The 18,456-nt window shown below is 57.6% G+C and carries 22 protein-coding genes; 15 read left to right on the plus strand and 7 right to left on the minus strand.

From position 1 onward, the window contains the following. Positions 1–475 precede the first annotated feature (475 nt). From AC3WP4_RS04090 to AC3WP4_RS04100, 3 genes are all read left to right on the plus strand, one after another. Complete coding sequence (locus AC3WP4_RS04090; RefSeq protein ID WP_102615063.1) at positions 476–2,797, plus strand: pyocin-S2/colicin E7-DNase domain-containing protein; 2,322 nt, start codon at positions 476–478, stop codon at positions 2,795–2,797. Between the two features lie 2 nt (positions 2,798–2,799). Next, positions 2,800–3,066, plus strand: a complete 267-nt coding sequence (locus tag AC3WP4_RS04095) for a bacteriocin immunity protein (protein WP_074873835.1) — start codon at positions 2,800–2,802, stop codon at positions 3,064–3,066. Between the two features lie 225 nt (positions 3,067–3,291). Further along, positions 3,292–4,059: an N-acetylmuramoyl-L-alanine amidase gene (locus AC3WP4_RS04100; RefSeq protein ID WP_102615064.1), complete on the plus strand. Its 768-nt coding sequence runs from the start codon at positions 3,292–3,294 to the stop codon at positions 4,057–4,059. A 76-nt stretch (positions 4,060–4,135) separates the two neighbouring features. Here AC3WP4_RS04100 and AC3WP4_RS04105 read toward each other — a convergent pair whose 3' ends face one another. The 5 genes from AC3WP4_RS04105 to AC3WP4_RS04125 all read right to left on the minus strand — a co-directional run bounded on the left by AC3WP4_RS04105 (position 4,136) and on the right by AC3WP4_RS04125 (position 8,053). Beyond that, on the minus strand, positions 4,136–5,047 hold the full coding sequence (locus AC3WP4_RS04105; protein ID WP_074873833.1) for an SDR family oxidoreductase: 912 nt from the start codon (positions 5,045–5,047) through the stop codon (positions 4,136–4,138). A gap of 111 nt (positions 5,048–5,158) precedes the next feature. Beyond that, the gene (locus tag AC3WP4_RS04110) at positions 5,159–6,061 is read right to left on the minus strand and encodes an alpha/beta fold hydrolase (protein WP_102615065.1); all 903 of its coding nucleotides are present in this window, start codon (positions 6,059–6,061) and stop codon (positions 5,159–5,161) included. After that, entirely contained in the window at positions 6,061–6,843 is a 783-nt protein-coding gene (locus AC3WP4_RS04115; RefSeq protein WP_074873831.1) for a class II aldolase/adducin family protein, read from the minus strand. The genes AC3WP4_RS04110 and AC3WP4_RS04115 overlap by 1 nt, the downstream gene beginning before the upstream one ends. A 147-nt stretch (positions 6,844–6,990) precedes the next feature. Beyond that, positions 6,991–7,677: an LrgB family protein gene (locus AC3WP4_RS04120; protein ID WP_102615066.1), complete on the minus strand. Its 687-nt coding sequence runs from the start codon at positions 7,675–7,677 to the stop codon at positions 6,991–6,993. Further along, positions 7,667–8,053 carry a CidA/LrgA family protein gene (locus tag AC3WP4_RS04125; protein ID WP_074873829.1) on the minus strand — a complete coding sequence of 129 codons (387 nt, stop codon included), beginning with the start codon at positions 8,051–8,053 and terminating at the stop codon, positions 7,667–7,669. The genes AC3WP4_RS04120 and AC3WP4_RS04125 overlap by 11 nt, the downstream gene beginning before the upstream one ends. A gap of 96 nt (positions 8,054–8,149) precedes the next feature. On the opposite strand from AC3WP4_RS04125, the gene AC3WP4_RS04130 reads away from it, so the two are divergent. Further along, on the plus strand, positions 8,150–9,046 hold the full coding sequence (locus AC3WP4_RS04130; protein ID WP_076028614.1) for a LysR family transcriptional regulator: 897 nt from the start codon (positions 8,150–8,152) through the stop codon (positions 9,044–9,046). Here the strand turns inward: AC3WP4_RS04130 and AC3WP4_RS04135 are convergent. Beyond that, on the minus strand, positions 9,027–9,482 hold the full coding sequence (locus tag AC3WP4_RS04135; protein ID WP_074873827.1) for a flavodoxin: 456 nt from the start codon (positions 9,480–9,482) through the stop codon (positions 9,027–9,029). The two genes, AC3WP4_RS04130 and AC3WP4_RS04135, sit on opposite strands and share 20 nt — an antisense overlap. A 153-nt stretch (positions 9,483–9,635) precedes the next feature. Here AC3WP4_RS04135 and AC3WP4_RS04140 point away from each other — a divergent pair, with 153 nt between their 5' ends. Both AC3WP4_RS04140 and AC3WP4_RS04145 read left to right on the plus strand, forming a co-directional pair. Next, positions 9,636–10,112, plus strand: a complete 477-nt coding sequence (locus AC3WP4_RS04140) for a PAS domain-containing protein (protein ID WP_102615067.1) — start codon at positions 9,636–9,638, stop codon at positions 10,110–10,112. Between the two features lie 54 nt (positions 10,113–10,166). Next, complete coding sequence (locus AC3WP4_RS04145; protein WP_074873825.1) at positions 10,167–10,772, plus strand: hypothetical protein; 606 nt, start codon at positions 10,167–10,169, stop codon at positions 10,770–10,772. 1 nt (position 10,773) lies between these two features. On the opposite strand, the gene AC3WP4_RS04150 is transcribed toward AC3WP4_RS04145, so the two are convergent. After that, complete coding sequence (locus AC3WP4_RS04150; protein WP_102615068.1) at positions 10,774–11,733, minus strand: MerR family transcriptional regulator; 960 nt, start codon at positions 11,731–11,733, stop codon at positions 10,774–10,776. A gap of 206 nt (positions 11,734–11,939) precedes the next feature. Between AC3WP4_RS04150 and AC3WP4_RS04155 the strand changes: the two genes are divergently transcribed. From AC3WP4_RS04155 to AC3WP4_RS04195, 9 genes are all read left to right on the plus strand, one after another. Next, positions 11,940–12,509 carry an antibiotic biosynthesis monooxygenase gene (locus tag AC3WP4_RS04155; protein WP_074873823.1) on the plus strand — a complete coding sequence of 190 codons (570 nt, stop codon included), beginning with the start codon at positions 11,940–11,942 and terminating at the stop codon, positions 12,507–12,509. A gap of 117 nt (positions 12,510–12,626) precedes the next feature. Continuing rightward, positions 12,627–13,337: a dihydromonapterin reductase gene (folM, locus tag AC3WP4_RS04160; RefSeq protein WP_074873822.1), complete on the plus strand. Its 711-nt coding sequence runs from the start codon at positions 12,627–12,629 to the stop codon at positions 13,335–13,337. Between the two features lie 22 nt (positions 13,338–13,359). Beyond that, on the plus strand, positions 13,360–13,935 hold the full coding sequence (folE, locus tag AC3WP4_RS04165) for a GTP cyclohydrolase I FolE (RefSeq protein ID WP_074873821.1): 576 nt from the start codon (positions 13,360–13,362) through the stop codon (positions 13,933–13,935). Between the two features lie 2 nt (positions 13,936–13,937). Continuing rightward, positions 13,938–14,309, plus strand: coding sequence for a dihydroneopterin triphosphate 2'-epimerase (folX, locus tag AC3WP4_RS04170; protein WP_008150698.1), 372 nt, complete (start codon positions 13,938–13,940; stop codon positions 14,307–14,309). Between the two features lie 68 nt (positions 14,310–14,377). Then, the gene (locus tag AC3WP4_RS04175; RefSeq protein ID WP_074873820.1) at positions 14,378–14,674 is read left to right on the plus strand and encodes a DUF1244 domain-containing protein; all 297 of its coding nucleotides are present in this window, start codon (positions 14,378–14,380) and stop codon (positions 14,672–14,674) included. Next, complete coding sequence (locus tag AC3WP4_RS04180) at positions 14,667–15,005, plus strand: HopJ type III effector protein (RefSeq protein WP_074873819.1); 339 nt, start codon at positions 14,667–14,669, stop codon at positions 15,003–15,005. Before AC3WP4_RS04175 ends, AC3WP4_RS04180 begins: the two co-directional genes overlap by 8 nt. A 279-nt stretch (positions 15,006–15,284) precedes the next feature. Further along, on the plus strand, positions 15,285–16,535 hold the full coding sequence (locus AC3WP4_RS04185; protein ID WP_102615069.1) for a 2-aminoadipate transaminase: 1,251 nt from the start codon (positions 15,285–15,287) through the stop codon (positions 16,533–16,535). Between the two features lie 130 nt (positions 16,536–16,665). After that, positions 16,666–17,640 carry an amino acid ABC transporter permease gene (locus AC3WP4_RS04190; RefSeq protein ID WP_074873817.1) on the plus strand — a complete coding sequence of 325 codons (975 nt, stop codon included), beginning with the start codon at positions 16,666–16,668 and terminating at the stop codon, positions 17,638–17,640. A 60-nt stretch (positions 17,641–17,700) separates the two neighbouring features. After that, positions 17,701–18,429: an amino acid ABC transporter ATP-binding protein gene (locus AC3WP4_RS04195; RefSeq protein WP_139273434.1), complete on the plus strand. Its 729-nt coding sequence runs from the start codon at positions 17,701–17,703 to the stop codon at positions 18,427–18,429. The last annotated feature ends 27 nt before the right edge of the window (positions 18,430–18,456 follow it).

Below are 18,456 nucleotides of genomic sequence, written 5' to 3' on the forward strand. Positions count from 1 at the left end.
CCTTATTCTTGCCGGGCTTTCACGGCAACCAGCCGCAAAGCACGAAGCAATGGCGGTGGCCAGTCCACGCCATTGGTATCAGATTTCAGATGAATTGAAGATGTTCGACTCATCGCCCCGTGTTCACTGACGTTGATTTATTGCTCCTTGATCAATCGTCTTACTTTGGCCGCTGCGTTTGCAGCGGCCTTTTTTATGCCTGTTGAAAACATCGAAGCTCACGTCCTACAACAAATTCCAAGACCACTATCGGACAGTTCTTTTTGTGCAGAAGAAATCTGCACGCCGATAGTATTACCCCGCGAAACCTCTCTCAAATCAACACCCTATTGCCTACCGCACTCTAAGAATCTTTAACCACGACTCTGCTGTAACTTGAAACATATCAAACATTCACTGGTGACACGGACATCACTACTGCCCGTAATCACGTACTTATCAGAACCTTAACAAGCACATTCAAAAGGATATGAATATGCAAAATCCCCCACCATGGGTATTAACCGAAGCCGTCCATATAAAAGCAACAGCGCCTCCGAACACCCCGGTAATTCGCGGAACATCCCCAACTCTCCCTCATAGCGGTATGTTTGGCATTCCAACGAACGTTGTAGTCAATTCGCGGGAATTTACTGCCCACAGCATGAAAACTGCTCGGGAGTTTCAAACGCGTACAGAACAACTAGCGCAATCTATCGAGCAAGATCTGGTCGCAACACGATTAGAAGGCCCCACTCACCCACTTCCTCCCGCAGAAGCAATAATTCGAGAGTTAGGAGTACGCCACACACTGATTGTCAGGAAGACAGCTGAACTTCACCAAAAGACCGCACTTGCCTATCAGTTCTTTGGGGGTGACCCGCTTAGTAAAGACTTTGATGACTACTTTCGAAAAGCACAGAGCATCGATAGGACAGTCAATGCGCGGGGGGTTGCAATGAAGGCTTGGGCAACCTCGTACAGAGCCGCCCACGAAGCGAATCTGCTGTCGCAATCAATCCAAATGCTCAACCAGCAACAAGTCGAAGTTCACAAGTGGCTGGCCGCCGTGCAGGCCAATGATCAAGCGCAAGCGGCAGCGGCGGAAGCCCAACGAGTAGCTGCCGAGCGCGCCCGGATCGCAGCTGAACAGCAACGTCTGAACGAAATCGCTGACGCGGCACGGCGAGAACAAGAACAAGTTCGAAGGCGCGAACAAGATCGGCTTGCAGCGCTGGCAGAAACCAAACGATTGGCCGTCGAGCAAGCTCGAATGGCTGCCGACAAGGCACACCGAGAGGCACAACTTAAAGCGCTGGCTGATTTTCAGGCTCAGAATCAAGCTCAAGAAAAAGCACGAATCGCTACATTGAAAACAGCGCTGGCCGAGGCTGAAGCTAATGCAGAAGCAGCCGCGCAGCATTTCGCAGCTGAGCAAGCTCGTCTCCAAGCCGAAATGGAACAGCGAATCGAGCAGATACAAAAGCAACTACAAACAGAAAGACAGAGTCTGGAGACTCGCAGGAAAGTCATTGATACAGCTACCGCCATGGCTCAACGCCAAGCTCAACTGGCGAATCTGAAAATACAGCAGCAAAAGGAAAAACAGGCGCAAGAGCACGAGCGACAACAGGCTCGTCTGGCGGCAGAGGCTGAGACCCAACGACAAATCGAGCAGGCACGCCTCCTGGCGCAATGGCGAGAGGAAACAGAGGCTCAGTGGCAAAGCCCCACGTTCGCCAATGTCGGCTCATTGGCGGCATTCGGTCCAACGTTTACCGGCACGCTCGGAACTGTCGGCATTAATCCAGCGACTTCCTTGGCGCTCAGGACCGCGTTACGTGCTGCGGTATCCGCGGCTATCGCAGCCCTCGCGTCAGTAGCAGCACCGGTACTCGTCGGGTTCGCCGCTCTATTGGCTCCCTCCAGGCTGGGTAGCGGTGATCTTTTCTCCGTAAGTGTTCCGCTGTCAGAACTCGCTCCTGATTCAACGGCCGACCTGTATGAACTGGCAGCTATCGGAGGGGAAATCGACCTGCCGGTGAGACTCGGCTCGAGGACCATAGGCAATAGCGTAGAGATTGTCGTTGTTGCCACTGACGGAGTGACAGTACCCGCCAGTGTGCCGGTAAAACTTGCTCAATTTGACGCACACAAGAATGTTTACGTTTCCGGCAGCACCGTCTCCAACGGCCCCGTCATCACCTGGACGCCGCTGGTAGAGCCGCAGGATCCTTCAACGGAATTTCCGCTGGTCGACACAGACCTGCCGATCTATGAAGGCGCTACCGTCACCCCCGACGCGGGACGAATCGATCCTTTTCCAGAGCTGGATCGCTACGGGTTTGGCGGCTTCATCACCGTCTTTCCGATCGACTCCGGGATCCCTCCGACATTCACGATGTTCAGGGATCGGCGACAGGATCCCGGTGTTGCCAGCGGGAGCGGACAGTCGGTTTCAGGAAATTGGTTGGGTGCCGCCTCGACGCTGGAAGGGGCGCCGATCCCCAAGCAGATTGCGGATAAACTTCGGGGGCGGGAGTTTTCGAGTTTCAAAGCGTTTCGCAGAGTCTTTTGGAAGACAGTAGCAAGTGAGAGATTTTTGAATAGACAGTTCACTCCACTCAATAGAATTGATTTGAGAGATGGATTATCACCAAGTGCCAAGTCTTCGGAACAAGTGGGCAGACGGAAAAAATTTGAAATACACCACGTTAAGCCTATCAGCGAAGGTGGCACAGTCTACGACATAGACAATCTTCGTGTACTGACACCAAAGCAGCACATCGAAGCCCACTCCCAAAAAGGAGAAATGTGAAAATGACACTTAAAGATAGATATGAAGATTACACAGAGTCCGAGTACCTGAACATTATAAAACGCTTGTTCCAGGGGAAGTTCTCATCAGAAGAAGAGCACGATGCTTTTGTGGATAACATTGTAAGCACTTCAGAACATCCAAACGGCACCGACATCTTATATTATCCAGAGAAGGGTGTGAAAGACGGTCCTGCCGGTGTACTAAAGGCCATAAAACAATGGCGGGCAGCCAACGGCAAACCCGGTTTCAAACCTGAAGCACAGTAATCCAAACAAAGAAGCAAGCATTCGTGCTTGCTTCTTATACTGCACACTCACCGCCAGTCTTTATGCAAACCCCCAACACTTCCGACCACTTACACACTTCTCGGAAAGCGACTACATAACTCTGTAATCACGCGAAGCATCCCAGCGATTAAGGTTAATCACAAGTCAGCCGCTCATTTAAAACCTTTTCTGACTTCAACCTAATTAATCGCGAGCAATATCCCCATGAAACCTATTAACTACAACAAATACCGCGACACTAAAAACATCAACACGCCCGTACGCTTTCTGATCTTCCACTACACCGCCGGCAACTTCTCCAGTTCAGTCAATGCCCTCACCGGCCCGAATGTCAGCGTCCACTATCTGGTTCCCGACATCACCGATCCGAGCTACTTGAAAGCAGGTTATACCAGGCAGGAAGTCTTCAACCTCGTCGACGAAACCAAGCGCGCGTGGCATGCCGGCGTCAGTGCCTGGGGCAATCGAAGTAATCTGAACGACACGTCCATCGGCGTTGAAATCGTCAACCTTGCGACGTTTAGCCAAGGGGTTTTCAACTTTCCGCCCTATCAGCCGGAACAAATTGCTGCCGTTGAAGAGCTGGCGTTGGACATCCTCGAACGCTACCCGGACATCAGCCCGACCCAGGTTCTCGGGCATTCGGATATTGCGGTCGGCCGCAAGAGTGACCCAGGGCCGAAGTTCCCCTGGCATGCCCTTTACTTGAAAGGGGTGGGTGCCTGGTTCGACGAAGTCACCCGGGACACTTATCTGCAGCAATACAACGAGACCGGCATTCCAGGCCGAAGCGACTTGCTCAAACTGTTCAAGACATACGGATACGACGTCTCCGGCGCGTCAACCGAACAAGGCTTCGCACACTTGGTCAGGGCCTTTCAGTTGCACTTTCGCCCGGAAACCTACAACGGGATCATGGATGCGAAAACGGCCGCGAATCTGGCGGCATTGGTTCACAAGTATTTTCCTTGATGACCGCTGCAAACCAGATGTCGGGGCCGGCTATCAAGAACCGGAAAGGTCAAGAACGATGACCTTGCTGGCTTGATTAAATCGAATACTTCTGCAAATTCGCCATCATTTCCTTCAACGCTTCAAGGTTGTCCTGCGGGTGCGCCGCGCCTTCGAAGTCGCAGATCTGTTGCCAGTGCGCCGCCACATCTTCGGGGGAAAAACCAACCCGCGGATCAAACCCGGCGCCGAGGCTTCGCTCCCAACGCACCTTGCCCATCCAGCCGCCACCGACTTCAAACAACCCGGAGGTTTCCTGGCAGTTCTCGCTGGCGAGGTACACCACCAGCGGGCTGACCAGTTCCGGCTTGAGTTGTTCGAAGACTTGCGGCGGGATCAGGCCTTCGGTCATGCGCGTGCCGCCTGTAGGCGCGATGGCGTTGACCAGGATGTTGTTTTTGCGGCCTTCAATGGCCAGGGTGCGGGTCAGGCCGTAGAGGCCGAGTTTGGCCATGCCGTAGTTGGACTGGCCGAAGTTGCCGTAGATGCCCGAGGTCGAAGCGGTGAAGATGACGCGGCCATAATTTTGCTCGCGCAGGTGCGGCCAGGCGGCGCGGGTGACTTTGTAGGCGCCTTCGACATGGACGCGGTAAACCAGGTCCCAATCGCCGTCTTCCATTTTGTGGAAGGTTTTGTCCCGCAGAATCCCGGCGTTGTTGACCACAACATCGACACGGCCAAAGGTGTCCAACGCGTTTTGAACGATTTTGTCGCCGTCGGTGACGGAGTCATGGTTGGCCTCGGCGACGCCACCGGCCTCACGAATTTCCGCCACTACCCGGTCGGCAGCCGAAGCGTTTGCGCCTTCGCCCTGAGCCGAACCGCCGAGATCGTTGACCAGCACTTTGGCGCCCTGTTTGGCGAACAGCAACGCGTGCGCCCGGCCCAGGCCGCCGCCGGCCCCGGTGATGATCACGACTTTATCTTCGAAGCGCACAGACTCATTCATTGGGGGACTCCAGCAGGCCAGGGGACAATTAGTTCGAGTGTCAGGCACGACAATGCGAGCCACAATGAACTGGGGTGAGGCTGAATGGTGCGCGATAAGTCAGCGGGATAGTCAGGAACAAGCGACCTTGCGCGGCGGTGAAACCAGCTGATCGCGAAACTCCAGGTAATGCTTGAGCACCTGCCCCGGCGCCTCGGTCTGAGGGTAGTGGCCAATGCCAGGCAACAAGACCGTGTCCGGATTCGGGATCAGTTCCCGGTAACGCTCGACCATGTGTGCGCCGGAGATGGGGTCGACCTCACCATCGATCACCCGCAATGGCACTTCACCACGCTGCATCGCGCTGACCCAACGCTCGCGCCGGGCGCGCCGCTCAGGGATATAGGCGATCAGTTTGTGAATGATCCGTGGCCCGTGATTGCTCTCGATCAAGCTCCAGAAATCGTCCATCTCGCTCTCACTGGGGCGGCTATGCGGACCGAAGATCTGGTGGAAACTCTTCACCAGGCTGTCACGGGAAAAGGCTCGCCCGATCATCCAGCCCAAGGGACTGAGCAGGAGTTTTTGCATCAGTATCGGGCGATGGGTTTCAGGAAACAGGCCGCCATTGAGGAACACACAACTGGCGATATCAATGCGCGCTTCGTAATGCCGGGCCAACAGTTCCTGGGCCACGCTGTCGCCATAATCGTGGGCCAACAGGTGCACCGGCTGCTCGACCTTCACATGCGCCAGCAAGGCCTGTTGCAGATCGGCCTGCTCCAGCAGGCTGTATTCGTGGTCCATCGGTTTGGCAGAGTCGCCAAAGCCGAGCATGTCGCAGGCAATCACCCGATAGCGCTGGGTGAGCGGTTGCCACAGGAAATGCCAGTCCCAACTGGCGGTCGGGAAGCCATGAATGAGCAACAGTGGCTCACCCTGCCCCGCCGTCCAGTAACGGATGGTCTGGCCACGGAATACGAACGTCTGGCCGCGTTTGCGCCAGACACACAGAGGGATCTCGGCGAGAGGCATTAGAGTTTATAACCCGGGTCTTGTTTATCGAGTTTGCGCAGCAACGCTGGCCAGGCCAGTGCGCCGCCCATCCCTTGAGCACTTTTGGTGACGCCGGCGATCATCGCCTTGGCGCCCGCCAGGATCTGCGGCTCGATGGCGATCAACTCGGCGCCGCCGTTCTGCGCCAGCACCTGGATATCGCAGGCACGCTGGAAGGTGAACATCATCAGGAATGTGTCGGCGATGGTGCTGCCGCAGGTCAGCAGACCGTGGTTGTGCAGCATCAGGAAATTGTTTTCGCCGAGGTCGGCCTGCAGCCGCGCTTTCTCTTCAGGGTTAAGCGCAACACCTTCGTAGGCGTGATAAGCCAGGCTGGACAGGACAAACAACGATTGTTGGCTGATCGGCAAAATGCCTTGTTTCTGCGCCGACACGGCGACCCCGGCAGCGGTGTGGGTGTGCAGCACGCAGACGACATCGTGACGAACCTCGTGCACCGCGCTGTGGATGGTGTAACCGGCCGGGTTGATCTCGTAGGGGCTGTCCATCAGCTTGTTGCCGGCCTGATCGACCTTGACCAGGCTGGACGCAGTCATCTCGTGGAACATCAGCCCGAACGGGTTGATCAGAAAGTCTTCGGTACCGGGGACCTTGGCCGAGATGTGGGTAAAAATCAGGTCATCCCAGCCATGCAGGGCGACCAGACGATAGCAGGCGGCAAGGTCGACGCGGGTCTGCCACTCGGCGGCGCTGACCTGGTCTTTGACACTGTGTGGCGATTGGACGGGGGCAACGTTCACGGCAAGGAACCTCTGATTTTTATTCTTGGGGTTTCTATTGTTTACCGACGTTACACCAGTCTAGTCACGCCCCGGGGATCGTGTAGTTGCATTGGCAGCCAGCTTGATGGCCTGGCGAGTCAGTACGCCAATGAACGTGGATCCATGTCAAAGTACTGCCGCCAACAAGGGGGCGGCGAACAGATTCAGCAGCCCCGTCAGAACCATGACTAACCCCGCCACCGTGCCCTCTTCCCCCCCCACTTCATGTGCTCGACTGACTCCGGCACCGTGAGCACCGACACCAAACAGCGCCCCTCGAGCCAAGGCACTGCGCAGGGGCAACCACTTGAGCAGAATGCCGCCGAGCATCGCCCCGAACACCCCGGTGAACATCACAAACACCGCGGTCAGTTCCGGTACACCCCCCAGGTCATGGGCCAGCGGCATGGCAAAAGGTGTGGTGATCGAGCGCGGCACCAGCGACATCGTCACCGAACTGTCCAGTGCCAGCGCCTTGGCCAACCCGAACGAACTGCCGATGGACGCCGCGCTGCCCGCCAGCATCCCCAGCAACAACGCCGACCAATGCCGCATCAGCATCTGCCGCTGCTGCCAGATCGGTACTGCAAAAGCGACGGTCACCGGGCCCAGCACCAGCATCAGCCAATGGGTGTTGCTCGAATATTCGGCATACGCGGTGTGCAACGGCACAGCGAGCGCCAACAGCATGGCTGGAACCAGAATCAGTGGCGACAACACATAGCGCCCGGTGCGCCGATAGATCCAGCGACTGAACAGATAGGCCAGCAGCGTGAAGGCCAGCCAGAACATTGGCATCAGCTCAAGCTTCACGAGACCTCCTCAACCGCACCACCAGTTCCACGGTAAAGGCAGTCACCAGCATCACCATCAGCGTGCTGACGCCGATCACCAGCAAAATTCGCCAACCGTCGTTGCGCAGCAGGCCGCCGTAATCGAGCAGGCTCATGAGCGCCGGAATGAAGAACAACAGCATCTCGGCCATCAACAGGCCGGCGCCCATTTGCAGCGCTGCTGGTTTGACCACACCCAAAGCGAACGCCAGCAGCAACAGCACCATACCGATGACACCACCGGGAATCGGCCAGGCAAACCACACGGCCATCTGGCAGCCGAGCAGGTAGATGGCGAGTAGCACGGCCAATTCGGTCGCCAGTCGAGCCAATTTTTTAAAGGTTGATGCATTCATGTCTTTGATCCTCACAGGTGCTCATGTTAAGGAGTGGGCTGTCATACCCGAAGCGAATTGTTAGACTCGAAGCCATTCCAAAATGGAATCATGCAGATGGAATTCAAACAGCTACGCAGCTTCGTCGAGGTCATGCATCAGGGTGGTTTTACTCAAGCCGCCAAGACCCTGCACATCAGTCAATCAGCGGTGAGCAAACAGATCGCTCAGTTGGAACAGAGCCTCGGCACTGCGCTGCTCGAACGGCAAGGTTCGCAGCTGCGCCTGACTGCCGCCGGCCGCGTGGTTTTGCAACGGGCCGAAGGCATGTTGCGGCTGCGCAACGAACTGCTCAGTGAGCTGGATGACTTGAGCCAACTGGCCCGCGGGGAATTGCGCCTGGGTTTGCCGCTGCTGGGCAGCGACGCGCTGTTCGCCGGACTGTTCGCCGAGTACCGGCGACGCCACCCCAACATCAGCATTCAATTGCTTGAAGGCGGTAGCCTGAGCATCGAACAGGCCGTTTTGAGTGGAGAGCTGGAACTGGGTGGCAGCCTGTTGACGAAGGACCCTCAGTTCGCCTTCCAGCCTTTCTGCGATGAACCGCTGGACGCCCTGCTGCCGGCCGATCATCCGCTGGCGTCGAAGACTGTGATTGGGCTGGAGGAATTGGCCGACACGCCATTCCTGCTGTATCAGCGCAGCTTCGTGCTCAACGACCGCTTGCTGCAAGCCTGCCAGCAACTGGGTTTTACGCCGAAGGAAGGTGGTCGCAGCGGCCAGGCTGACTTTCTTGCGGCGCTGGTGGCGGCCGGTCAAGGAGTGGTGCTGTTGCCGCGCGTGGTGGCTCGCGGGCTGGTGCGGCCAGGCGTGGTGCGCCTGACCTTGAACGCGCCGAGCTATCTACGCTGGGATATCGCCTTCATCTGGCGTCAGGGTGCGTACTTGTCAAAAGCCGCGCAAGCCTGGCTCGCCCTTCTGCGCGAGCGGCCGGTCAGCCCCGCAGAGCGCTGACCAACTCTGCCAGCCAAGGCTCGGCGTCGGTTTCCGGCGTCACGCTTTCGCTGGCGTCCAGGCGCAGCATCGGCAGGGCTTCGCGCAGGCCCAGTTCGCCGAACAATTCGCGCATCAATTCGCCGCCACCGCAGAACGTGTCGCCGTAACTCGCATCGCCCAGGCCAATCACAGCGCCCGGCAAGCCACGCCAGGCAGCCGGCAACTGGTCGCGAATAGCGAAATACAACGGTTGCAGGTTGTCCGGCAACTCGCCCATGCCGGTGGTCGATGTCACCGCCAGGAAGGCTTCGGGACCAAAGGCCTGGACCTCGGCGAGACTTGCACGCGGGTTGTGCCAGGCTTCGAAACCTGCTGCTTTTAAAATATTGGCAGCGTGGCGGGCGACTTCTTCTGCCGTGCCGTACACCGAGCCGGAAAGGATGGCGACTTTCATCAATCTGATCCTGAGCTGAATAAAAAGACGGGGGATATTAACAGCCATGGCAAAAAAGCTGCGATTGACTCTCAATTAACGTTGGTGGCCAGTAGACAGCAATGAGTCTTCTTCTAGAATGCAGCGCTCAATCAAATTGGAAAGGATTCTCCGATGATTAACGCCCAACTGCTGCAAATGGTGATCAACGCCTCCAATGACGGCATCGTGATTGCCGAAAAGGAAGGCGAGCAAGACAACATCCTGATTTACGTCAACCCGGCATTCGAACGCCTGACGGGTTACACCAGCGAAGAAATCCTCTACCAGGATTGCCGTTTTCTTCAGTCCGGGGATCGCGACCAGGAAGCGCTTCCATCGATCCGCGAAGCCTTGAGCAGTGGCCGTTCCTGCCGGGAAATCCTCAGGAATTATCGCAAGGACGGCACGCCGTTCTGGAACGAACTGTCCCTCTCGACGATAAAGAACCCTGATGACGGACAGACTTATTTCATCGGTGTGCAGAAAGACGTCACCCTTCAGATCAAGGCCCAGCAGCGTGTCGCGCAGTTGGAGGCGCAATTGGCTGAGGTCCAGGCCGAGCTTGCCGCACTAAAAGCGACGAACGGCGAAAACAAAACGAAGAATTGATTGTCATTAACTACAATCACCGGTGACTTTGTAACTTTTTCTGTCGAGCAGATCATGCAACGCGACGCACTCCTGACTCAGGATGAACTGGATTTTATCCAGACCATGCAACACAACCCGCAACTCAATGTGCGGGATGCGACGTCGAGCCTGCTCGTCAACGGTGGTTCACAGATCCGTGACCTGCTCACGCGCCTTGCCGCGCATGAGCAAGTCACCATCCAGGCCAACTTCGAAAACCAGCAAATGACTTTTCCTTTGCACTTGGTGGAAGACGAGTTTCACGCGATGCATTTACGCCTCGGCGTCCCCAGCATCTATGAAGACGGACCGATGATCCGGCCATGGCGCCTGGTCCTCGACGAACCGGTAGCGCTGGAGAATGCCAATGGCCAGCCCGGTACGATGTGGGTGCACGAAGTGTCTTTCAAAGGGGTTTTGCTGGAAGTTCGCAACAAGACCAAACCGCCCAAACATTTTGCCTTGTGGTTCAGCCCGTCTGGCTACGAGCGCATCGCGTTGCGCGGCACCTTAGAGAAAGAAACCGAGAACGGCTTCTATGCCTATCAGTTGAGTCAGGATGACAAGGACGAAACCGAACGCCTGCGCCAGTACATCCTTCAACAGCATCGGCTGACGCATCCGGCCATGCATCTCTGATTCAGGTGTCCAGGTTGCCTGTCAGGAATTGTTTCAAACGCTGACGCATGACCAATCCTTCGTTGCCCAGACATCCAATCGACGATCCCGCCAGGCTTTCCTGCACCAGATCGGACGCATCCCCCGCCAGCAACAACTGACAATCCAGGCTCAAGGCCAGGCGCTTCAGTCGCCGCGGCAACTCGAGCGCAGGCGCGTGATTGGAAATCAGCACCAGCGCCTGGGGTTTGACTCTTTCGCAGACCAGGGCCAGTTCATCGAATGGCTGACCGATAGCCAACACTTGAATAGCCGAATCGACACTGCTCAAAAACAGCGCCGTTACCAGCACATCGAGTTCACGACACTGATCGCTCAGGGCGCAGACAATCACCCGTCGCGGTTGCAGGACACGCACCAGCAGCAGGCGTTGCAACACTCGAGAACGCAGAAAACCATCCAGGAAAAGCCACTCGCTGGCCTGGCCGAATGCTTCATGGCGCTGGCGCAGTTGCTTCCAGAGTGGAAGCAGAATGTCCTGAAACACGACAGTCAGCGGATAACTGGAAAAGATCTGTCCATAAACCTGTTCCAGTTGCACCTCGTCGAATGCATTCACCGCCGCCTGAACCTGTTGCTGCCATTGCGTGTAGTCAGCCTGTACCAGTTCATTGGGGATGATGTGCGACAGAGCCTGAAGCGGCGCAATCCTGGCCAGGATCTTGCCGACTTTGCCGACCGCAACGCCGCGTTCGATCCAGCCAAGGATGCTGCGGATACGGTCGATATCGGTCAACGAATACAGCCTGTGCCCACTTTCGGTGCGCGCGGGCTGGATCAGCCCATAGCGGCGCTCCCATGCACGTAGCGTGACCGGGTTGACCCCCGTCAGGCGCGACACTTCGCGTATCGGAAACAGGTCTTCCTGTTCGAGTGGAAGACTGGGCTGCAATCCAGGGACAACGTCAGTCAGGACAGGCATTTAATTCTACGTCCATGTATAAATTGGATCCCATTCTACCTCCCTTGCCCCCATACCATTCAAGACGTTGCTGGCGACAAATCACTGACGTACCCAGCAGAATCAGGAATAATCCTTGCTTGTTCCACGACGCAGCCCATCACCCCGGCGCTGCGCCTGGCGAAACTCCTACCCGGAGCGACGCGATTGTTATACGGAGATGCACAATGTCTACCTCACCCGTCACGCTGATGGTTGCGCGCCGCGTCGCCGTTGGGCGTTATCAAGACCTGATTACCTGGTTGCGCGAAGGCGAACAACTGGCCACCGATTTTCCCGGCTATCTCGGCTCTGGCGTGCTCGCTCCGCCGCCCGACGATGACGAATTCCAGATTATTTTCCGCTTTGCCGACGAGCAGACTTTGCACGCCTGGGAGCATTCCGCCTCGCGCACCGCATGGCTGGCACGCGGCAGTGACCTGTTTGCCGATCCAACGGAACATCGAGTCAGCGGCATCGAAGGCTGGTTCGGCGCGGCTGGCCAGCGCCCGCCACGCTGGAAACAGGCCGTGGCGATCTGGTTGGCATTCTTTCCGGTTTCCCTGCTGTTCAACTTTATCCTCGGGCCATTGCTGAGCGACATGGGTTTGCTGAGCCGGGTGTTCATCAGCACCTTGTGCCTGACCCCGCTGATGGTCTACTTCTTCATTCCGCTGTCGACCCGTCTGCTGGCCGGTTGGCTGAACACCACGCCGCAACGGCCGCTGCCCGCTGCACCCACTCCTCAAAACCACTAACTTCCCTGTGGGAGCGAGCCGGCTCCGGGCGGCTCGCTCCCACAGGGAAAGCCCCACGGTAGGTGAATGCCGCCGCGCGCTGGTATAGTTTTGCTCTTACCGCGACGCGAGCCGTTCATGACCTCTTCCGTAGCCCCTATCCTCATCACTGGCGCCGGCCAACGTGTCGGCCTGCATTGTGCGCAGCGTTTGCTCGAGGATGGCCAGCCGGTGATCTTCAGCTACCGCAGTGAACGCCCCGGCGTGCAAGTCCTGCGCGACCTGGGGGCTATCGCGGTGTTTGCCGACTTCGCCACTGAAGCCGGGATCTTCGCGTTCATCAGCGAACTGAAAAACCACACCGACAGCCTGCGGGCAATCGTCCACAACGCCTCCGAGTGGCTGGCCGAAACCCCGGACACCGACGCCGCAGCCTTCACCCGCATGTTCAACGTCCATATGCTGGCGCCCTACCTGATCAATCTGCATTGTGCCGACTTGCTGCAACGCTCAAGCCCCGCCGACATCGTGCACATCAGCGACGACGTGACCCGCAAGGGCAGCAGCAAGCATATTGGCTACTGCGCCAGCAAAGCCGGGCTCGACAGCCTCACCCTGTCCTTCGCCGCGAAATACGCGCCGACAATCAAGGTCAACGGGATCGCGCCAGCCCTGCTAATGTTCAACCCCGACGATGACGCGGCATACCGCGCCAAGGTATTGGCCAAATCCGCGCTGGGCATCGAGCCCGGCGGCGAAGTGATCTACCAGAGCCTGCGTTATTTGCTCGACAACCCTTATGTCACCGGCACGACCCTGACCGTCAACGGCGGACGGCACATCAAATAAGCGGCCCCCGCGAGGATGTTCCATGACGTTTTCCCTGCCCCAGAACGCCTTGTCCCAGAGCTACCGCGAGATCCTCATCGGCCTCGGTGAAAACCCCGACCGCGAGGGTCTGCAAGACACCCCGGTTCGCGCGGCAAAAGCCATGCAGTACCTCTGCCGTGGTTATGAGCAAAGTGTCGAAGAAATCGTCAACGGCGCGCTGTTCGCGTCCGACAACGATGAAATGATCATCGTCGACAACATCGAGCTGTATTCGCTCTGCGAACATCACATGCTGCCCTTCATCGGCAAAGCGCATGTGGCTTATATTCCAACGGGCAAAGTACTGGGCCTGTCGAAGATTGCGCGACTGGTGGACATGTTCGCCCGTCGCCTGCAAATCCAGGAAAACCTCACTCGGCAAATCGCCGAAGCTGTACAGCAAGTGACCGGCGCGGCGGGCGTTGCGGTGGTCATCGAAGCCAAGCACATGTGCATGATGATGCGCGGCGTCGAGAAACAGAATTCGACCATGAACACCTCGGTGATGCTCGGCGCCTTCCGCGAGTCGAGCAATACCCGCCAGGAGTTCCTGCAATTGATTGGACGGAGCAAGTAGCAATGCCACAACTTCAACCAGGAACCGCACGCATCCGGGTCAAGAACCTGTGCCTGCGGACCTTCATCGGGATCAACGAGGATGAAATCCTCAACAAGCAGGATGTGCAGATCAACCTGACCATCCTGTATGCCGCTCAGGAAGCGGTACGTGACAACGACATCGATCACGCGCTGAACTACCGCACCATCACCAAGGCGATCATCGCCCACGTGGAAGGCAATCGCTTCGCGCTGCTCGAACGCCTGACCCAGGAAATTCTCGATCTGGTCATGGCCAACGAGTCGGTGCTGTACGCCGAGGTCGAAGTCGACAAGCCCCACGCCCTGCGTTTCGCCGAGTCGGTATCGATAACGCTTGCAGCGAGCCGCTGACCGCGTCTGGCGCATTGTTCGTCAGACTTTTATCATCCGCGCCACGATTTGATTGCACAGAGCCCGCCATGAACGATCAACAACGCCTGGAACTCGAAGCCGCCGCCTTTCGCCGGCTGGTCGCCCATCTGGACAGCCGCAAGGATGTGCAGAACATCGACCTGATGAACCTTTCCGGCTTCTGCCGCAATTGCTTGTCCAAGTGGTACAAGGCCGCTGCCGATGAACGCCAGATCGAGGTCAGCCTCGATGAAGCCCGCGAAGTGGTTTACGGCATGCCGTACGCCGAGTGGAAAGCCCAATACCAGCAAGAAGCCAACGCCGAACAACAAGCGGCGTTCGCCAAAGGAAAACCCAATGAGTGATTTGACCACCCTGCGCGCCAGCCTCAAGAGCGGCGAACACGCTTTTGCCGACACCCTGGCTTTCATCGCCGCCGGCTACGACTATCAGCCTCAGGCTTTCAACAACGGCGGCGTGGAAAACGCAGCCGGGCAGAATGAAGGCTCGTGCAAGACATTGGGTCTGGCGCTGCTGGAAGGCTTGAGCGATGAAGAAGCGCTGTTGGCGTTCGGCGAGCATTACCGTTCGGTGGTGGCGACGCCTGAGGGCAGCGATCACGGCAATATCCGCGCGCTGATTGCTCATGGCCTGGCCGGTGTGAAGTTCACTCAACAGCCGCTGACTCGCCGCTGATTCAACGCCCGCAAAATACGTCACAAACGACACTGAACCTGTGGAGAGGGAGCTTGCTCCCGCTGGACTGCGCAGCGGTCCCCTTCTTTTTAGATAAGCAGGGTCGCTTCGCGACCCAACGGGAGCAAGCTCCCTCGCCACAGGTTACGCGTCGCCATCGATCGGTACAGGCAACATCCCGACTTTTAAGATTGACCCGGCCACTTTATTTCGTTTGCCCCAAACCACTGCTCACGGCTTAGATAAAAAGAAGCATCCCTTCTTCAGAGTCGGTCATCCATGAGCAGCGAAACCATCAGCCAGTCGATCAACATCGTTCATCCCGTCACGCTCAGCCACGGCAAAAATGCCGAGGTCTGGGACACCGATGGCAAACGCTACATCGACTTCGTCGGCGGCATCGGCGTACTGAACCTCGGCCATTGCCATCCGCGCATCGTCGAGGCCATTCGCGAACAAGCCACGCGGCTGACCCACTACGCGTTCAACGCCGCCCCGCATGTGCCCTACATCGAACTGATGGATCGCCTCACCGCGTTTATTCCGGTGGACTACCCGGTCAGCGGCATGCTCACCAACAGCGGCGCAGAAGCGGCCGAAAACGCCCTGAAGATCGTGCGTGGCGCCACCGGTCGCACGGCCGTCATCGCCTTCGACGGCGCCTTCCACGGCCGTACCCTCGCCACGCTCAACCTCAACGGCAAAGTCGCGCCCTACAAACAGAAAGTCGGCGTGCTGCCGGGTACGGTTTTTCACTTGCCATACCCGAGCAAGGACAACGACGTGACCTGTGCCGAGGCCCTGAAAGCCATGGACCGGCTGTTCAGCGTCGAGATCGACGTTGATGACGTCGCCTGTTTTATCGTCGAACCGGTGCAGGGCGAATCGGGCTTCCTGGCGCTGGACGTGGAGTTCGCCCAGGCGCTACGTCGCTTCTGTGATGAGAAAAACATCCTGCTGATCGTTGATGAAATCCAGTCCGGCTTCGGTCGCACCGGCCAGCGCTTTGCATTTTCGCGACTGGGGATTGAGCCCGATCTGATCCTGCTCGCTAAAAGCATTGCCGGCGGCGTACCACTGGGCGCAGTGGTCGGGCGCAAGTCGTTGCTCGACACCTTGCCCAAGGGCGGACTGGGCGGCACCTATTCGGGCAACCCGATTGCCTGCGCCGCGGCACTGGCCACCCTGGACGAGATGACCGATGCGAACCTGCACGCCTGGGGCTCGCAACAGGAAGAAGCCATTGTCAGCCGCTACGAGGCCTGGCGCGCCAACAAGCTTTCCCCGTTTCTGGGCCGCTTGACCGGCGTTGGCGCGATGCGCGGCATCGAGTTGATCAATGCCGACGGCACACCGGCCTCGGCGCAATTGACGCAGCTATTGGCGTTGGCACGAGATGCCGGTTTGCTGCTGATGCCAAGCGGTAAGTCGCGCCACATCATTCGGCTTTTGGCGCCGTTGACCACTGAGGCCGCGGTGCTGGAAGAAGGGCTGGATATTTTCGAAGCCTGCCTGGCGAAGCTTTCCTGAAAGCAAACTGCGATCCGGGACTGACATAGCGAATTATGTTCGCTTGTAGTCCCCGATTTTGCGTCGCAATACTGACCAAATACCCCTCTTACCAAGCGAGATCACTACCACTTACAAGCCTGAGGCAGTCATGTATCACGACAATATAATTTATAAAAAAAAGTCCAATGATCCTCAATTCCTGCTTGGCGTAGCCGTGGTGCTGTTTCTCGGCTCCTACCTGATGAACCTGGGTAACAGCGCCCTCAGTCATTTCCTGCATCCGCTGCTGGGCAGTGCCCCGGACAGCTTGACTGCTCGCAATATCGCCATCGGCCTGGCGATTGCTGCACTGGGCACGCTGAACTTTCACGTCCTCGGGCGCTTGAAATTCAAGGTGCAGACCAGCGTGGTCTGGATCGAACTGCTGATCCTGTTCCTGGCGTTCTTCGACACCTTCGACCTTTCCTACAGCTTCATCCTCGACAAGATCGGTTTCCTGATCATCCAGGGCGCCGCGACCACGCTATACATTTCCGCCATCGCAATTGTGATTGCCTTCGTGCTTGCCTTGATCGGTGCTGTGGCCAAGCTGTCGAACAACGGCCTGGCCAATGCCATCGCCTCGTTCTACACCTCGTTCTTTCGCGGTGTTCCGCTGCTGATCCAGATCTACCTGATTTACCTCGGACTGCCGCAACTGGGTTATGTGGTGGACGCCGTGCCGGCCGGCATCCTCGCGTTGTCGCTGTGCTACGGCGCTTACATGACCGAGATTTTTCGTGCGGGGATCCAGAGCATTCCGGTGGGTCAGTGGGAGGCCTCGCGAGCCCTGGGCATCAGCCCGTTCAAGACCCTGAGCCGGGTGATCATGCCGCAAGCCTTGCGGGTGATCATCCCGCCCACCGGCAACCAGTTCATCGCCATGCTCAAGGACAGTTCGCTGGTGTCGGTGATCGGTGTCTGGGAATTGATGTACCTGGCCAAGACCCAGGGCCGCGCGGACTTCCGCCACCTGGAAATGCTGATCACCGCCGCGATGATTTACTGGGCCCTGTCGTTCATCCTCGAACGGGTGCAGGCGCGGATCGAAAAACGGGTCAACCGATCCATTGCAAGGGGTTGATGAGTGATGACCACGGCAGAACGACTCGACCTGGCACCTGTTGCGCAGGCCAGCCCTTCGATGATTTCCATCACCGGCCTGAACAAGTGGTACGGCGATTTTCACGCCTTGCGCAATGTCGACCTGAACGTTGCCACGGGCGAAATCCTGGTGGTGTGCGGGCCGTCGGGCTCAGGCAAGTCGACGATGATTCGTTGCATCAACCATCTGGAGAATTTCCAGGAAGGCCACATTCAGGTCAACGGCATCACCCTCACCAGCGAGGCAGAAAGTGTCAGCGCGGTGCGCCGGGAAATCGGCATGGTGTTCCAGAGCTTCAACCTGTTCCCACATTTAAGCGTGATGGACAACCTGACCCTGGCCCCGCAACTGGTGCAAGGCGTGTCGAGCGCCGAGGCGAAAAAACGCGCTCAGGTTTACCTGGAGCGGGTGCGAATTGCCGAACATGCCCACAAGTACCCTTCGCAACTGTCCGGCGGCCAGCAGCAGCGCGTGGCGATTGCCCGGGCGCTGTGCATGAACCCCAAAGTAATGCTGTTCGACGAACCAACCTCGGCCCTCGATCCGGAAATGGTCCACGAAGTGCTGGACGTGATGGGCGAGTTGGCCACCGACGGCATGACCATGATTTGCGTGACCCACGAAATGGGTTTTGCCAGCAAGGTCGCCGACCGCGTGCTGTTCATGGACCAGGGCCAGGTCATCGAACAAGCCACCCCTTCCGAGTTCTTCAACAACCCGCAAACCGAACGCGCGCAGAAATTCCTGTCGCAGATCATTGGTCACTGAGCAGCGCTTTGCCCCTTCATAACAAAA

It is taken from the genome of Pseudomonas sp. FW305-20, from assembly GCF_058788075.1.

Coding starts and splice junctions, on each gene's coding strand:
- AC3WP4_RS04090 (WP_102615063.1), top strand. CDS start 476: ATGCAAAATCCCCCACCATGGGTATTAACCGAAGCCGTCCATATAAAA.
- AC3WP4_RS04095 (WP_074873835.1), top strand. CDS start 2,800: ATGACACTTAAAGATAGATATGAAGATTACACAGAGTCCGAGTACCTG.
- AC3WP4_RS04100 (WP_102615064.1), top strand. CDS start 3,292: ATGAAACCTATTAACTACAACAAATACCGCGACACTAAAAACATCAAC.
- AC3WP4_RS04105 (WP_074873833.1), bottom strand. CDS start 5,047: ATGAATGAGTCTGTGCGCTTCGAAGATAAAGTCGTGATCATCACCGGG.
- AC3WP4_RS04110 (WP_102615065.1), bottom strand. CDS start 6,061: ATGCCTCTCGCCGAGATCCCTCTGTGTGTCTGGCGCAAACGCGGCCAG.
- AC3WP4_RS04125 (WP_074873829.1), bottom strand. CDS start 8,053: ATGAATGCATCAACCTTTAAAAAATTGGCTCGACTGGCGACCGAATTG.
- AC3WP4_RS04130 (WP_076028614.1), top strand. CDS start 8,150: ATGGAATTCAAACAGCTACGCAGCTTCGTCGAGGTCATGCATCAGGGT.
- AC3WP4_RS04135 (WP_074873827.1), bottom strand. CDS start 9,482: ATGAAAGTCGCCATCCTTTCCGGCTCGGTGTACGGCACGGCAGAAGAA.
- AC3WP4_RS04140 (WP_102615067.1), top strand. CDS start 9,636: ATGATTAACGCCCAACTGCTGCAAATGGTGATCAACGCCTCCAATGAC.
- AC3WP4_RS04145 (WP_074873825.1), top strand. CDS start 10,167: ATGCAACGCGACGCACTCCTGACTCAGGATGAACTGGATTTTATCCAG.
- AC3WP4_RS04150 (WP_102615068.1), bottom strand. CDS start 11,733: ATGCCTGTCCTGACTGACGTTGTCCCTGGATTGCAGCCCAGTCTTCCA.
- AC3WP4_RS04155 (WP_074873823.1), top strand. CDS start 11,940: ATGTCTACCTCACCCGTCACGCTGATGGTTGCGCGCCGCGTCGCCGTT.
- folM (WP_074873822.1), top strand. CDS start 12,627: ATGACCTCTTCCGTAGCCCCTATCCTCATCACTGGCGCCGGCCAACGT.
- folE (WP_074873821.1), top strand. CDS start 13,360: ATGACGTTTTCCCTGCCCCAGAACGCCTTGTCCCAGAGCTACCGCGAG.
- folX (WP_008150698.1), top strand. CDS start 13,938: ATGCCACAACTTCAACCAGGAACCGCACGCATCCGGGTCAAGAACCTG.
- AC3WP4_RS04175 (WP_074873820.1), top strand. CDS start 14,378: ATGAACGATCAACAACGCCTGGAACTCGAAGCCGCCGCCTTTCGCCGG.
- AC3WP4_RS04180 (WP_074873819.1), top strand. CDS start 14,667: ATGAGTGATTTGACCACCCTGCGCGCCAGCCTCAAGAGCGGCGAACAC.
- AC3WP4_RS04185 (WP_102615069.1), top strand. CDS start 15,285: ATGAGCAGCGAAACCATCAGCCAGTCGATCAACATCGTTCATCCCGTC.
- AC3WP4_RS04190 (WP_074873817.1), top strand. CDS start 16,666: ATGTATCACGACAATATAATTTATAAAAAAAAGTCCAATGATCCTCAA.
- AC3WP4_RS04195 (WP_139273434.1), top strand. CDS start 17,701: ATGATTTCCATCACCGGCCTGAACAAGTGGTACGGCGATTTTCACGCC.